15 protein-coding genes are annotated in these 13,660 nt (G+C 59.0%); 8 read left to right on the top strand and 7 right to left on the bottom strand.

Annotated elements, in window-relative coordinates; all coding sequences use genetic code 11:
• The first annotated feature begins 106 nt into the window (after positions 1–106).
• The 4 genes from ACIPZF_RS17835 to ACIPZF_RS17820 all read left to right on the top strand — a co-directional run bounded on the left by ACIPZF_RS17835 (position 107) and on the right by ACIPZF_RS17820 (position 2,523).
• A complete protein-coding gene (locus tag ACIPZF_RS17835; protein WP_400801693.1) occupies positions 107–964 on the top strand; it encodes an SDR family oxidoreductase in 858 nt (285 codons plus the stop codon).
• An 84-nt stretch (positions 965–1,048) separates the two neighbouring features.
• Entirely contained in the window at positions 1,049–1,552 is a 504-nt protein-coding gene (locus ACIPZF_RS17830) for a CinA family protein (RefSeq protein WP_400801692.1), read from the top strand.
• A 14-nt stretch (positions 1,553–1,566) separates the two neighbouring features.
• Complete coding sequence (locus ACIPZF_RS17825; protein WP_400801691.1) at positions 1,567–2,070, top strand: hypothetical protein; 504 nt, start codon at positions 1,567–1,569, stop codon at positions 2,068–2,070.
• Between the two features lie 9 nt (positions 2,071–2,079).
• Complete coding sequence (locus ACIPZF_RS17820; protein WP_400801689.1) at positions 2,080–2,523, top strand: DUF421 domain-containing protein; 444 nt, start codon at positions 2,080–2,082, stop codon at positions 2,521–2,523.
• On the opposite strand, the gene ACIPZF_RS17815 is transcribed toward ACIPZF_RS17820, so the two are convergent.
• The 5 genes from ACIPZF_RS17815 to ACIPZF_RS17795 all read right to left on the bottom strand — a co-directional run bounded on the left by ACIPZF_RS17815 (position 2,524) and on the right by ACIPZF_RS17795 (position 9,128).
• Positions 2,524–6,648: a CheR family methyltransferase gene (locus tag ACIPZF_RS17815; protein WP_400801687.1), complete on the bottom strand. Its 4,125-nt coding sequence runs from the start codon at positions 6,646–6,648 to the stop codon at positions 2,524–2,526.
• 245 nt (positions 6,649–6,893) lie between these two features.
• Positions 6,894–7,667, bottom strand: a complete 774-nt coding sequence (locus ACIPZF_RS17810) for a DUF3618 domain-containing protein (protein ID WP_400801685.1) — start codon at positions 7,665–7,667, stop codon at positions 6,894–6,896.
• Entirely contained in the window at positions 7,664–8,092 is a 429-nt protein-coding gene (locus ACIPZF_RS17805) for a phage holin family protein (RefSeq protein WP_400801684.1), read from the bottom strand. Before ACIPZF_RS17805 ends, ACIPZF_RS17810 begins: the two co-directional genes overlap by 4 nt.
• Entirely contained in the window at positions 8,092–8,715 is a 624-nt protein-coding gene (locus ACIPZF_RS17800) for a hypothetical protein (RefSeq protein ID WP_400801682.1), read from the bottom strand. The genes ACIPZF_RS17805 and ACIPZF_RS17800 overlap by 1 nt, the downstream gene beginning before the upstream one ends.
• A gap of 179 nt (positions 8,716–8,894) precedes the next feature.
• Positions 8,895–9,128, bottom strand: a complete 234-nt coding sequence (locus ACIPZF_RS17795) for a PLDc N-terminal domain-containing protein (protein ID WP_400801680.1) — start codon at positions 9,126–9,128, stop codon at positions 8,895–8,897.
• Between the two features lie 204 nt (positions 9,129–9,332).
• On the opposite strand from ACIPZF_RS17795, the gene ACIPZF_RS17790 reads away from it, so the two are divergent.
• Both ACIPZF_RS17790 and ACIPZF_RS17785 read left to right on the top strand, forming a co-directional pair.
• Positions 9,333–9,797, top strand: a complete 465-nt coding sequence (locus ACIPZF_RS17790; protein ID WP_400801678.1) for a hemerythrin domain-containing protein — start codon at positions 9,333–9,335, stop codon at positions 9,795–9,797.
• Between the two features lie 76 nt (positions 9,798–9,873).
• Positions 9,874–10,119 (top strand): hypothetical protein, encoded by a 246-nt coding sequence (locus ACIPZF_RS17785; RefSeq protein ID WP_400801676.1) that lies wholly within the window; start codon positions 9,874–9,876, stop codon positions 10,117–10,119.
• Between the two features lie 13 nt (positions 10,120–10,132).
• On the opposite strand, the gene ACIPZF_RS17780 is transcribed toward ACIPZF_RS17785, so the two are convergent.
• Together ACIPZF_RS17780 and ACIPZF_RS17775 are read right to left on the bottom strand one after the other, a co-directional pair.
• Positions 10,133–10,507, bottom strand: a complete 375-nt coding sequence (locus tag ACIPZF_RS17780; protein WP_400801674.1) for a termination factor Rho — start codon at positions 10,505–10,507, stop codon at positions 10,133–10,135.
• Positions 10,508–10,542: 35 nt separating this feature from the next.
• On the bottom strand, positions 10,543–10,737 hold the full coding sequence (locus ACIPZF_RS17775; RefSeq protein ID WP_400801673.1) for a metallothionein: 195 nt from the start codon (positions 10,735–10,737) through the stop codon (positions 10,543–10,545).
• Positions 10,738–10,990: 253 nt separating this feature from the next.
• On the opposite strand from ACIPZF_RS17775, the gene ACIPZF_RS17770 reads away from it, so the two are divergent.
• Positions 10,991–12,217 carry an MFS transporter gene (locus tag ACIPZF_RS17770; RefSeq protein ID WP_400801671.1) on the top strand — a complete coding sequence of 409 codons (1,227 nt, stop codon included), beginning with the start codon at positions 10,991–10,993 and terminating at the stop codon, positions 12,215–12,217.
• 112 nt (positions 12,218–12,329) lie between these two features.
• Positions 12,330–13,658: a UDP-glucose dehydrogenase family protein gene (locus tag ACIPZF_RS17765; protein WP_400801669.1), complete on the top strand. Its 1,329-nt coding sequence runs from the start codon at positions 12,330–12,332 to the stop codon at positions 13,656–13,658.
• Positions 13,659–13,660 lie beyond the last annotated feature (2 nt).

Raw genomic sequence — 13,660 nt, 5'->3', positions numbered from 1 at the left:
GGTATCAAGCTCACCGTCCGTCGTTAAAATCGGGGATCCACACCAACACTCAGCGGCAGCTTCTTTCCAACAGGTATCACCATCCTCAACCGCAGGAGCTACTGCCATGCGTGACTACCCCACCCCGCCTTTTCCATCGCAAGCGCAAAATGTGCCTGGCTCTCAACGCAAGATGGAGCCCTATCCTGACTGCGGCGAGCAGTCCTATAAAGGCAGCGGTCGCCTGGAGGGTAAGATCGCCCTGATTACCGGTGCCGACAGTGGCATCGGCCGGGCTGTGGCGATTGCCTACGCACGTGAAGGCGCCGACGTGGCGATTGCCTATCTGGATGAACACGACGATGCCCAGGAAACGGCCCGTTGGGTTGAAGCCGCTGGCCGACAGTGCCTGCTGCTGCCGGGCGACCTCGGGCAAAAGCAGCATTGTTACGACATCGTCGACAAAACGGTCGAGCAGTTCGGGCGTATCGACATTCTGGTCAACAACGCGGCGTTTCAGATGGCCCATGAAACCCTGGATGAAATAGACGATGATGAGTGGCTGATGACGTTCGATGTCAACATCACCGCCATTTTCCGTATTTGCCAGCGCGCCCTTCCCTCCATGCCCAAAGGCAGCTCGATCATCAACACAAGCTCGGTGAATTCCGATGATCCCTCGCCTCAGCTGCTGGCCTACGCGACGACCAAAGGCGCCATTGCCAACTTCACTGCAGGATTGGCCCAGTTATTGGGCAAGCAAGGCATTCGTGTGAACAGTGTCGCGCCCGGGCCGATATGGACGCCGTTGATTCCTGCAACGATGCCCGATGAAGCGGTCAGAAACTTCGGCTCGAGCTACCCGATGGGTCGACCCGGACAGCCAGTCGAAGTAGCGCCTATCTATGTCTTGCTTGGCTCGGACGAAGCCAGCTATATCTCCGGCTCGCGCTATGCCGTAACCGGGGGCAAGCCAATTCTCTGATCGACTGGCCACCACCGGAAAACGTGCTGAACCATTTGCCTGCAAACTACGTCCACCGCTAAAGATCGAGCGAGTCGACAGAAAATGGAAAGCGATCCGGTGCTGGCCGTACTTGGCTATCTCAAAGACCATCATTTGGTGCTCACTACCGCTGAATCCTGTACTGCCGGTTGCATGGTCGCGCTGCTTGCAGCGTTTCCCGGGACTGGGGAAGTACTGGACAGTGGTTATGTCGTCTATTCACCCAGCGCCAAGAAACGCCTGTTGGGCGTCGACCCGGCCACCATCGAACGGTACGGGCTGACCAGCGAGGCAGTGGCCTGGGAGATGGCGTTAGGTGCCTTGCGCGACAGCGACGCCAATGTCGTCATTGCCACCACGGGTGTCGCCGGGCCCTCCCCTGCCTCTGGGATTCTACCGGGCACCTTGTGTTTCGCCTGGGCGTTCGCGGGCGAACCGGTTGCGGTATTCACCCGTACCCAGCGGTTTTTCGGTGAGCGCTCACAGGTCATGCACGAAGGCGCTCTGTATGGGCTGACGCGGCTGGTTCACTATCACGAACGTTGGCTGCGCGGTGAGCGCGCCTGAGGGCCAGGGCCGTGATGGATGATGAGTTCACCTCTCGCACCGAGCCGGTTCAAGAAAACATGGCCCTGCAGCGGCGCGTCTGGCGCTTTGAGCGCGTGGGCTGGTACGCACTGGTGGTCGTCATTCTACTTGGCCTTGCAGGCGTGTTCGGTAATGGCCCATTGAGCGATGCGCAGGTCAGCAGCCGTGATGGCAGGTTACACGTGGACTACCAGCGGTTAAGTCGCAGCGGTACTACCGATAGCCTGAAAATAAGGGTGCAGGGGCGTGCGGGGGAGCTTGTGGATATTCAACTCAGCGGCTCGCTGTTCAGCGTAGCCAGCATCGAGACCCTGCAGCCCCAACCCCAATTGTCTCGCTCTCAAGGCGACTCGATCCTGTTGCAGACGGGTAGCAGCGCCGATGGCCGCGTCACCCTTTACCTGACGCTGCGCAGTGAGTCGGTAGGTCGGTTGCAAGGCCAGGTCAGGACAGGCCCAGCCACGGCCGTACACTTTTCAACCTTCCTTTATCCCTAGGAGCACGTCATGGATTCGATCCTTCGTGCGGCGGGTATGTATGTCGCATTGATGCTGTTGTTTCGCATAGCGGGACGACGCTCGCTGGCAGACCTGACCACGTTCGATTTTGTCCTGCTGCTGATCATCGGCGAGGCCACCCAACAAGCTCTGTTAGGGGATGACTTCTCCTTTACCAATGCCATGCTGGTGATCGCTACGCTGATCGCCCTGGACGTCGGCCTATCGCTCGCCAAACTCAACTCCAGGCGCTTGGCGCGCCTGCTCGACGGCCACGCAACCGTGGTCGTCGAGAACGGCAAGTTTCTTCATCAGCGTATGAGACGCGCACGCCTGACCGAAGACGACATCCTGGAATCGGCTCGCGACAGCCAGGGCATCGAGCATATCGAGCAGATCAAGTTCGCCATCGTCGAGCGCAATGGGAAGATCTCGGTCATACCGGCCGAATGATCAACCTCGATTACAGACCCTCTCGAGTGAATCGATCAGCTCCTCATATTGCACCGGTTTGCTCATCACGATCTGGAAGCCTGCCTCCTTCGCACGGTGACGATGCTGGTGATCGCCAAACCCACTCAGTGCAAGCGCCGGTGTTTTTGCAAATTGCGGCAGTTTGCGCAGGGCTTCCACCAACTGGTAGCCGTCCATGCCCGGCATGCCGATATCTGAAATGATGACATCGTAATGGGATTCACGAACGTCCTCGACGACCCGCAGCGGATCCGAATAAGCGCTGACGGTAGCCTGTTCGTCCTCGAGCAACATTTGCATGACATTGAGGACCTCGACCGAATCGTCCACCAGCAACACCTTGAGCCCGGCCAGGCGATGCTGCGGCGTTTCGATGCCTGCCCGATCACAGGCCTCTGTCGTGTCTGCCACCGGCAGCCGCACCGTGAACGTGCAACCCTGGCCAACCCCTGCTGAGTTCACCCTTACAGTCCCTTGATGCGCTTGCACCAACTGACGTACAAGTGAAAGCCCGATACCCAGGCCTTCATACTGACGTGCGTGGGTGGCGGTCGCTTGCTTGAACAAGTCGAAAATACGCTCACTGTCACCTGGAGACAGGCCAATGCCGTTGTCACTCACGGTGATGACGACGTCACCCCCTTCCAGCGCCAGGGTGATCTTTATGGGTGGGTCGGGCATGCTGAACTTCAGCGCGTTGTTCAACAGGTTCCAGAGGATCTGCTCGATACGGGTAATGTCGCCGCTGATGAAGACGGGTGAGTTCGCATGCACCTCCAGGCTGATCAGGCTCTCTGGATATTCACTGACCGCAACAGCATGGATATCCGTCAGCAGTGCCGTCAGGTTGATGCTGAGCATCTTGAGTTTGAGCTTGCCGGTCCGAATGCGCGCGACATCCAAGAGGTCATCGATTATGCGCGCCTGGCTACTGACCGCGTCACTGATGGTCAGCACGGCCTTTTTAGCCCGCTCCGTATTGCGCACCGCCGGCAGGCGGCGAAGCATTTCCACATTCAGTTGAATTAGATTGAGGGGGTGCTTGAGCTCATGGGACATGACCGCAAAGAACTCATCCTTCAAGTTGCTGCTGGATTGGGTTTCTTCCAGTTGACGACTCTGCTCGTCATGGAGGCGCTTGTGGCCGGTGAGGTCCCGCGCAATCTTGACGTAGCCCTTGACCTTCTCCCCTTGCAAAACGGCCACTTCGCCACTGCAGTAGAAGCGATGCCCGTCCTTGCGAACATGCCAGCGCTCGTCTTTACCGCGGCCTTTCAAGCGGGCCGTTTGCAGCTCTTGCTCAGGGATACCCGCCGCAATATCGTCTTCGGTGAAAATCAGCGAGTAATGTTCACCGATCACTTCGTGCTTGTTGTAACGGAAGATGATTTCCGCGCCGGTATTCCAATCGGAGATACGGCCCTGTTCATCCAGCACGATGATGGCGAATTCATGGGTGCTTTCCGCCACCAGGCGCATGCGCTCCTGGCCCAATCGCAGATCTTCCTCGGCAGCGCGCCGGCTGGAGATGTCGATGAAGGTCAGGACCGTGCCATCGATGTGGCTTTCACTCGCCCGGTAAGGCAGAAGCCGAGCGATATACCAGCGCCCATCCTGGCTACGCACTTCCCGCTCGATCACATTCAATGAGTCGAAGACATTGCTGGCATCGCTGGTCAGCTCGGGATAATCCAGGCGGTGAGTGATATCCAGCAACGAGCGACCTGTATCAGAAGGCAACATGCTGAAGATTTCAGTTGCCCGGGGCGTGAACCAACGGATACGCATCCCGCGGTCAACGAACACCGTGGCGATGTCCGTCGAGGTGATCAAGTTGGCCAGGTAGTCGTTGATCTTGTCGGTCTCTTCCACTTTGTTCTTCAACTCGTGGTTGACCGTCAGCAACTCCTCATTGATCGATTGCAGTTCCTCCTTGCTGGTTTCCAACTCTTCAGTGGCAGAGCGAAGTTCCTCGTTGACCGCTTGCATCTCTTCGTTGGAGGCTTTGAGTTCTTCACTGGAAACCTCGAACTGCTCAACCGTGTCCTGCAACTGCGACTTGGTGCGCTGCAACTCCTGCTCGAGGCTCGCCAGCACCTGATTGTGCTCATGGTTATCGCTCGGGTTCACACTGTCAGCAGCCTTGCCATGCGTCAGCAGGAAGATCACCAGCGTGACATCATGCCCCGTCTTGGCATCCTTGAAGGGCTTGGCCTTGATACGTACCGTGCCCTGCCCGATGCTGTCCTGATAATCGACTTCTCGGGAGATGACCGTTTTGCCGCTGTGTTGCGCTTCGAACAGGGTGGTACGCAACGAAAGCCGCAGCGTCGAGGTAATCAACGAAAGCACGTTGCGCCCGACTTCACCGGTCAGGTAGCGCAAAAATCGCCCGCATTCCGCAGTCATGTAGAGAATTTCAGCGTTGCTATCGACGATCAGGCTCGCCGGCAATTCATCTTCCAGGGCTCGCTGATGCACATCGGCGAAGGAGACTTTGCGCTGGGGTTCGGCGCGGGGCGTCAACGGCTCCGGTTCGTTTCGAACGTAGCCTTGGCGTGGAATCGTGAACGACTTCCTGATAGCCAGATTGGTGGTTTTCGCCCGGTAGATCCGATTGCGCTTGTCGACCGGCGTAAACAGTTCGGGACAGGCGTCGGCTGCCTCGGAAGAGCCCAGGAACAAGATGCCACCGGGCTTGAGGGCAAAGTGGAACATTTGCAGAATTTCACGCTGGATTTCGCGGTCCAGGTAAATCAGCAGATTACGGCACACGATCAGGTCGATCTGCGAGAACGGCGGGTCGGATAACAGATTGTGCTTGGCAAACAGCACACATTCCCGCACCTCTTTGCGTACCCGATAAGCACCGCGTTCTTTCACGAAAAACTGACGCAGGCGCACAGAACTCACATCGGCAACGATCGTTTCCGGGTAGATACCGCTGCGGCCCTTGGCAATGGCCCGTTCATCGATATCCGTGGCAAATACCTGTACCTTGGCCATTGACTGAGTCCGCGCCTGAAACTCAGCTGCCACGATGGCAAGTGCGAAAGCCTCTTCGCCAGTCGAGCAACCCGCTGACCAGATACGAATTTCCGAGTCATCTTTAACAGCATGCTCGGTATTGGCCAGAATCTCGCCGAATACATGTTTTTCAAGCGACTCAAACGCTTCACGATCACGGAAGAAGTTGGTGACACCAATCAGCATGTCATCCAGCAGCCCTTTCGCCTCGTCGGTGTTGTTTTCCAGGAACTTCAAATAGGCCTTGAGCTCTGTTTGCGCGTTGACCTGCATCCGCCGTTCAATGCGTCGTAGAACGGTCGCGCGTTTGTAATGCTTGAAATCATGCCCCGTTCTTGCGCGCAACAGCGCCAGGATATCGCGGATAGTCTGCTCGACTTCAACTTGGTCAGGCACTGGCGTGTGCAATGCATGGAGATCATCCGTCCATTTAGGCAGGCGGATCGCTTGCATGCTCTGCCAAAGCTCCACCAGCTTTATAGGTATCTGCGCTACCGGCAATACGATATCTACCAGTCCAGTAGCGATCGCCGCCTCTGGCATACCAGGGAAGGAGGCATCGTCCGGGCTTTGCGCCAGGGTGATACCACCCTCCTCCTTGATTCGGGCCAATCCCAGCGCCCCATCCGACCCGCTGCCGGAAAGTACGATACCAACGGCACGGCTCTGATGGGCGCAAGCCAGCTCCCTGAAGAACACGTCAATGGCCACATGCACACCAGCAGCAGGCTGCGCGGGTTTCACTATCAACTGGTCGCCGGTCATCTCGATTCGGCTGCCAGGTGAGCTGATATACACGCAATTTTTCTGGATACGGCAAGACTGAGTCACTTGCTGCACCCGCACCTGGGTATGCGCCTGCAAGATTTCATCGATCACACTGTCGTGATCCGGCGACAGATGCATCACCACGACAAAGGCCATGTCGTTTTCGGCCGGCAAATGATCGAAGAATACCTGCAGCGCCTCCAGGCCGCCCGCCGATGCGCCAATGCCAACTACCGGAAAATCCACAGCATTCTTCTCAACCGCCGACGACGCTGGCGCGATAGCCGTTGCCTTGGTTTTCTCGTTCATCATACTTCTCTTGATTTGAAGGCCGTCATGGCAAATGGCAGGCGCAACCCGCTTCCAGCGCAGGGATCAGTGCGTTTGGCAAACCCGCGTCGCTAACGCATTCTCACCAGCATACAGCACTGGGATCATTGCACTGCATCAAAGGTTTTACATGGACGAGAAGGAGACAGATCAGAACGTCATTTGACTGCGCTGCCAGCCCTTTTCCCTATCAGCAAAAGGGCCGGCGAGGCGCTTGAGAAGATTCAAGAAGGGAAGCCCAATCCTGCGGAAAGGTCCGAGCCTTCAGGCTTGCCGACTTTCTGGTCCGAGGTTTTATCGCCTTGTTGATCAAGGGATTGTTCGACAGAGGCCTTTACCTCGCGCCCCTTGGCCTTGGCCAGATCGGTCAGTCGGTCGCTGCTGGCACCCATCAGTTGATCTTCCTTTCGAGTACTGGGCAGCGCAGCTCCCAGGGCCGCGCCCAGCGCTATCCCCAAGGCCGCCATGACCAAGGGTTGCTCATGCAGCAGATGGTCGAACTGCCCCTTGAGCGCCGTGGTCTGGTCCGCGACCGTATGCGCCGAGTCCCGTGCCCCACTGCCCAGCTCACTGGCCCGGTCGCGCACGTCATGGGCCTTCATGCGCACTTTATGACCCGCACCATGCATCGCCTCTCCAGCGTGAGCTACTGCGCTCTTAACCGTGTCCACCGCCTCGCCCAGTTTCTCGCCCAACCCCGGCCCTGTGTGGGCGGGCCCAGCGTTGAAGGGGCGATTCTGATTGAGCCCCAGCCACGCCAATCCAAGCACCGTCAATGTCGCGGGGACCGGGTTGTTCTTGAGGGTAGTGCCGAGATTCTGGAAAAACTCGCCACCGTTGCCCTTGGCATAGGCCAGTACCCGGTCGACCATCTGGCCGGGGCTCAGGCGTTGTTCCAGGGCGTCGACCAGATCGCTGATATGCTCGCGTTTGGCATTGATTTCCTGCTCCAGCAGGTCAGGGTCCTTTTGCGCCTCATGTTCGAAGGAAGTGGTCATGGCAGTTTCCTCTTCAGCGTTTCCTTGTCCTGTTGCATGGCGTGCAAGGTGCGGTCAGGCGCCAGATGGGTGGGTTCGAACTGCTTCTTGCCTGATTGCAGCATGATGAAACCAATCACAACGGTGATTGCCCCGACGATCAGAGCAGCCAGCCAGGGCGCGACCACCGTCGCCAGCGCATAAACCGCCGCCAGCAGCAGGATGATGAAGCCCGCCAGCACGACGATCGCGCCCGCCGCGACTGCGGCAGTCCCGGCCTTGAGAGTGGCAAGGTTGTGCTGCAGCTCGGCCTTGGCCAGCGCCAGTTCCTTGGTGAACAAGTCTGGAACTTCTCGCATCAGCTGGCGCAGCAGGCCACCGACGCCGAGTGCGTCATCCTCCGGCGTATGCAGACCTGGTGTTGTATGCAGTGTGTCTTTGTTCATCATTCGGCTCCTTTCAATGGGTCACGCTCGAACGGGCTTCCACCCACCGGAGTGCCCGCTCCGGCGCCCATCGGGTCGACTGGGGTATAGGGTGAATGGGTGGATACATCGCTGCCCTTGTCAGGGACGACGGACGGTGCCGGGCGCTTATCACTGGCGGCTGCGGCCGACGTACCGTGCGTGGCGCTGGCTCGCATGAAGCGCGATACGGCAAACCCGACCGCTACGCTGCCGGCGAGGAACAGTGCCGGGTTGTCGCGTGCCAACTGGGCGCCGCGTTGCAGCAGGCTCTCGGCGCTTTCATGGCGCACCTGCTCGGCGAATTCCCCCATGCAGCTCGCGGCCTGGGTCAGGTAGTGAGAGAGGCCAAGGCTGTCATTGTCCTCCAGCGCGCTGGCCGCAGAACGTGCGCTCTCCTTCAGCGAGTCGAGTTGATCGGCTGCGCTGTCGCGATAGTGCTCGAACTGCTCGCTGCCCATGTGACGGGCCTCATCGAGCAGCGCTCCGGCCTCATCGGTCATCGTGTGCAGATGGTCCTGTGGGGTGCCGGGTGGCGAACTTGAACTCTGATCGGTCTTTTCCATGGTGACGCCCTCGAAGCTTGTGGATGTGCGAATGCTCATACCTGAAGCACTCAATCGGGGGACGCGGTAAGGACGATAAGAGTTCAGCGCCATGGATATGCGACATCTGCCTGGTTCTCAAAAGAACAGCGCGCGATAAACCAGTCGCCCGGCTAATAGGGCACCGCGCAGTCATGAACCTGCCAGCAAGCCTTAGGCTATGTTATTTCGTACACAGCCTAGCCTTTGCTATGTTCAGGCGAGGATGGCCCCGTCCCTCGCTTGATGCCCCGCGGCCCCATCACACCCCAGATGGCCAGCCCCACTACAGGCAACGCCAAGAGCAACAGCGCCCACATCGCCTTGGTGGTATCGGCCTTGTCGCTGCGGAAAACGCTGACGATGGCCCACAGGTCTACCAACAATATGATCACCGCAACGGCAATCCAGAAATACGTGACAGGCTCGGTCATGATCGCCACTCCTACGCAAGATAAACAGGCCGTGCTAAGTCACGGCGCTCTCACTCAGGAGAAGCAGACACAGGCATCAAAGTTCAAGCTGCTTCACCCAGCGGATGAGTGCAAGAGCGCTGATCAGAAGGGTTGAACCTTGCCGCTTGCACTCAATCCACCAAAGGCAACCGTGACTTTTCACAGCCCATGAGGAGGTGCGCCATGAATGCGATCGAACTGCTTATCCAGGATCATCAACTGGTCAAAAAACTCCTTGAAGAGCTTTCTTCGACCACGGAGCGCGCGGTGAAGAAACGCGCCGAACTGCTTGCCCGTATCAAACAGGAGGTCAGTATTCATACTGCTTTGGAGGAGGAGATTCTGTATCCGGCGATCAAGCAGGCCGGCGGTAAGGAGGAGGAGAAAATGTACTACGAGGCCAAGGAAGAACACCGCACGGTCGACTCGCTGGTGATTCCCGACCTGCTGCACACCGAAACCAACACCGTTGAGTTCGCAGGGCGGGTGAAGGTGATGAAGGAGCTGCTGGAGCATCACATCGAGGAAGAAGAAAGCGAACTGTTCCCGACTGCAAGGAAGCTCTTGGGTAAACAGGAACTCGAAGAGATGGGGATGGCCATGGAAGCACAGAAAAAGCTGCTCAAAGGCGAACAGCACGCCGCCTGAAAAAAACCTGCGCGCCCAGGCGGGCGCGCAGGTATCGGTTCATTTCGCTATTAGAACGCGGTAAAGGAACAGAGTGATGGAATTCTGGATCGACCTCCTTGATTGGCCCGCCATGGTGCTGACTGTACTTGCAGCCTGGTTCATCGGGTCAAAACGTGCGGGCCGACGCAAAGTGGGCTTTTGCTGCTTTATGGCCAGCAATCTGCTGTGGGCCGTCTGGGGCTGGCACGCCCAGGCCTGGGCGCTGATCATCCTGCAGCTGTGCCTGTGCACCATGAACGTTCGCGGCTGGAAGAAGAATACGGCAATGCAGGCAGGCTGAACGACACCCTGCCCTATTTGCGTAATGCTTCAATCAACTGTGCTTTGCTCATGCTGGAACGCCCCTTGATATCGCGGCTGCGTGCCTCTTTCATCAAGCTCTCCTTGGTCTGTGTTTCCAGCGAAGAAGCGGATGTGCGTGAATGGCCCTGACGCGTTTTCGCAGCGCGTCTGGCCGAATCCGAGCGCGCTGACTTCTTCTCGCTCGATGACGTCTTCTTCCCAGACCCACCCGACTTTTCCCCGCCGCCTGACTGCTTGTTGACGGTGGCCCAGGCGCGCGATTCTGCCTCGGACTTGGAAACCCCCTTCTGCTCGTAACGCTCTTCGATGTGCTCGGCCTTGCGTTTTTGTTTTTCCGTATACTTGTCTTTCTCTCCACGGGGCATCGTATGCACTCCTCTAGATCAACGCAATGACCAGGCTACACAGGCTGCGCCTTGTTACTGGGTACGGCATCTGCCGCCTCGCTGCACTTACACCCGGCCATGCGGCAGGGCTCACCGTGGCGGTGCCCCGTGGCACAGGCTTCACAGCAATAGGCTTCACCACCTTGCACAAGGGCATTTGCATCCACGGTGCATGAACATGCTTTGCAGGCACAACGTTGCTCGCTCATCGTCCTATCTCCCGTTTCGATTGAGGGCAGGTATTGCTCAATCGACCCGGCAATGGGAGGAATGATTCAGAGATTCTTGCCAAACGGCGGATGAGGGAGCGCAAGCGCTCTGCGTCATGGGTTTCATCGACCAGGCTGATGATTACTATCAAGACGCCTGTTTGTCCGCTGGCCGAATCCGACTTTTATAATCGCCTTCAATTTTCTCGCTTTCGTCTGTTTCAGGCGATCCTCTCCTTTGGAATCCCCCCGCATGTCAATGACAAGCCAGGCCGCCCCCGGCCTTCCCGAACATGATCAACAGAGCGTCAAGCAACAGTGGCTGGCCATTCTCTCAGTTGCCGTGGGTGCCTTCGCCCTGGTCACCAGTGAGTTCCTGCCCGTGGGCGTGCTCAACGACGTCGCCAGCGACCTGGGCATCAGCGCCGGCCAGGCCGGCCTGATGGTGACCCTGCCCGGCATCATGGCCGCCCTCGCCGCCCCGCTGCTGTCGGTGGGGATCGGCGCCCTGGACCGACGCTACCTGCTGATCGGCCTGACGCTGATCATGATCATCGCCAATGCGGTCGTGGCCTATGCCAGTGACTTCAACCTGCTGCTGTTCGGCCGCGTACTGCTCGGCGTCAGTATCGGTGGCTTCTGGGCGACCGCCATCGCCCTCAGCGGACGCCTGGCGCCCAAGGGCGTCGGCGTCGCCCAGGCCACCTCGATCATCATGGTCGGCGTGACGCTGGCTACCGTGCTGGGCGTGCCGGTCGGCACCTGGCTGAGCGGCCTGATGGGCTGGCGCATGACCTTTTTGATCACCGCGCTGGTGGGCGTGCCGGTGCTGTTGGCGCAGGTTCTGTTGCTGCCACGGCTCAATCCCGACAAAGCCATACGCATCAGCGATCTGCCGGCCTTGTTCATCAATCCGCAAGCGCGGGTTGGCTTGATAGCGGTATTGCTGATTGGCCTGGCGCATTTTGCCGCCTACACCTATGTCGCCCCATTCTTTAAACAAAATGCCGGTTTCGATGGCCCGACCATTGGCTCGCTGTTGCTGCTGTATGGCGTGGCCGGGGTCATGGGCAATATCTTCGCCGGCTTCGCCGCCAACCGCAGCGTGCGTCACACCTTGCTGCTGGTGGCGCTGATGATCGCCGTCAGCACCGCGCTGTTCCCGCACTTCGCCACCGGCATGACCGGCGCGGCCATGCTGATCGCGCTGTGGGGCTTCGCTTTCGGCGCCTTCCCGGCCTGCGCCAGCATCTGGATGTTCGTCGTCGCGCCCAAAGATGTCGAACGCGGCATGCCGCTGTTCGTCGCGATGTTCCAGGTGATCATCGCCCTGGGCTCGTTCTTCGGCGGGCGTATCGTCGACGAAATGGGTAGCTCGGTGCTGCTGAGCCTGGCCACGGCGCTGGTCGGGTGCGGGTTCGTCACCGTCCTGGTGCTGGGGCGCAACGTCAGTAACAGCCTGGCGGCGCAGCCTTCCTGAGCTGTGATTCGAGGCCTTAACCAAACTTAAACACAAACGTGACATTTGTCTTTTCAGCCTGTTCGCAAGGATCGGTGCACCGCCGGCCCGGATTCGACAAGGGAGCTGCAAGATGAAGGTCACGGTTTTCGGTACAGGGTATGTAGGCCTCACCCAAGCGATCTGCCTGGCCCAGGTCGGGCATTCGGTGCTATGCATGGATGTCGATGTAGCTCGGATAGCCGCCTTGCAAGAAGGGCACTGTCCGCTTTTCGAACCGGGCATGGCGCCGCTGTTGAGCAAGAACCTGGCCTGTGGCCGCCTGCGGTTCACCACCGACCCGAAGCAGGCGATCGAGCACGCCAGGTTGCTGTTCATCGCCGTCGGCACTCCGCCGCAGAACGATGGAAGCGCAGACCTGAGCCAGGTCTTCGCGGTGGTCGGCAGCATTCTGGAACACGCCGACAGCCCTAAAGTGATCGTCAACAAGTCCACCTCCCCGGTCGGCACGGTCGATCGCATCAGGGCATTGATCGATACCAACGCCAACTCCCAGCAGTTCAGGGTCGTCAGCAATCCAGAATTTCTCAAGGAAGGCTCGGCCATCGACGACTGCATGCGCCCGGATCGCATCATCATCGGTGGCGCTGGCCCTGCGGAAGTGGAACTGCTGCGCGAGCTGTACTTGCCCTTCAACCGTAACCGGGAAAAGTTCATGGTCATGGACGCGCGCAGCGCCGAGATGACCAAATACGCCGCCAACTGCATGCTGGCGACGAAAATCTCCTTCATCAACGAGATGGCCAACCTCGCCGAGCACCTGGGCGCCGATATCGAAATGGTGCGCAGGGGCATCGGCTCGGACCCGCGCATCGGTTACGACTTCATCTACGCCGGCTGTGGTTTTGGCGGCTCATGCTTCCCCAAGGACCTCCAGGCCCTGCGCCGAAGCGCCGAAGCCGAAGGCTTCGAGCCGCAGTTGCTGCAGGCGGTGGAGGCCATCAACCAGCGGCAGAAAAGCCGGCTGTTCAGCAAGATCCAGCGGCACTACCCCGATGGCCTGACCGGCAAGGTCTTCGCGGTCTGGGGGCTGTCCTTCAAGCCCAACACCAATGACATACGCGAGGCGTGCAGCCGCGTGCTGCTCGAAGCATTGTGGGCCGCCGGCGCGCGGGTGCAGGCGCACGATCCGCAGGCCATGGAGGAAATCCAGCGCCATTACGGCACACGCCCCGATCTGTCCCTGGTGCCCTGCAAGGATGACGCGCTCGAAGGCGCCGACGCCCTGGTGATCGTCACCGAATGGCACGACTACCGGGTGCTGAACCTGGACCAGGTGCCGCATCAACTGGCCGACCGCGTGGTGTTCGACGGCCGCAACCTGTTCGAGCCCGAGCACATGGCCGCCGCCGGCCTGACCTACTACGGCATTGGCCGTGGCCAGGTACAACCGCCCGCCTGAGG

The sequence above is a fragment of the Pseudomonas sp. NPDC089752 genome (genome assembly GCF_044748725.1).
GTDB lineage: Bacteria > Pseudomonadota > Gammaproteobacteria > Pseudomonadales > Pseudomonadaceae > Aquipseudomonas.
Note: the sequence above shows the minus strand (reverse complement) of the source record. Positions and strands in the feature narration are given on the sequence as shown.

Bases quoted from the DNA above. Each gene is read 5' to 3' on its own strand.
- ACIPZF_RS17835 (WP_400801693.1), top strand. From the start codon at position 107: ATGCGTGACTACCCCACCCCGCCTTTTCCATCGCAAGCGCAAAATGTG.
- ACIPZF_RS17830 (WP_400801692.1), top strand. From the start codon at position 1,049: ATGGAAAGCGATCCGGTGCTGGCCGTACTTGGCTATCTCAAAGACCAT.
- ACIPZF_RS17825 (WP_400801691.1), top strand. From the start codon at position 1,567: ATGGATGATGAGTTCACCTCTCGCACCGAGCCGGTTCAAGAAAACATG.
- ACIPZF_RS17820 (WP_400801689.1), top strand. From the start codon at position 2,080: ATGGATTCGATCCTTCGTGCGGCGGGTATGTATGTCGCATTGATGCTG.
- ACIPZF_RS17815 (WP_400801687.1), bottom strand. From the start codon at position 6,648: ATGAACGAGAAAACCAAGGCAACGGCTATCGCGCCAGCGTCGTCGGCG.
- ACIPZF_RS17810 (WP_400801685.1), bottom strand. From the start codon at position 7,667: ATGACCACTTCCTTCGAACATGAGGCGCAAAAGGACCCTGACCTGCTG.
- ACIPZF_RS17805 (WP_400801684.1), bottom strand. From the start codon at position 8,092: ATGAACAAAGACACACTGCATACAACACCAGGTCTGCATACGCCGGAG.
- ACIPZF_RS17800 (WP_400801682.1), bottom strand. From the start codon at position 8,715: ATGAGCATTCGCACATCCACAAGCTTCGAGGGCGTCACCATGGAAAAG.
- ACIPZF_RS17795 (WP_400801680.1), bottom strand. From the start codon at position 9,128: ATGACCGAGCCTGTCACGTATTTCTGGATTGCCGTTGCGGTGATCATA.
- ACIPZF_RS17790 (WP_400801678.1), top strand. From the start codon at position 9,333: ATGAATGCGATCGAACTGCTTATCCAGGATCATCAACTGGTCAAAAAA.
- ACIPZF_RS17785 (WP_400801676.1), top strand. From the start codon at position 9,874: ATGGAATTCTGGATCGACCTCCTTGATTGGCCCGCCATGGTGCTGACT.
- ACIPZF_RS17780 (WP_400801674.1), bottom strand. From the start codon at position 10,507: ATGCCCCGTGGAGAGAAAGACAAGTATACGGAAAAACAAAAACGCAAG.
- ACIPZF_RS17775 (WP_400801673.1), bottom strand. From the start codon at position 10,737: ATGAGCGAGCAACGTTGTGCCTGCAAAGCATGTTCATGCACCGTGGAT.
- ACIPZF_RS17770 (WP_400801671.1), top strand. From the start codon at position 10,991: ATGTCAATGACAAGCCAGGCCGCCCCCGGCCTTCCCGAACATGATCAA.
- ACIPZF_RS17765 (WP_400801669.1), top strand. From the start codon at position 12,330: ATGAAGGTCACGGTTTTCGGTACAGGGTATGTAGGCCTCACCCAAGCG.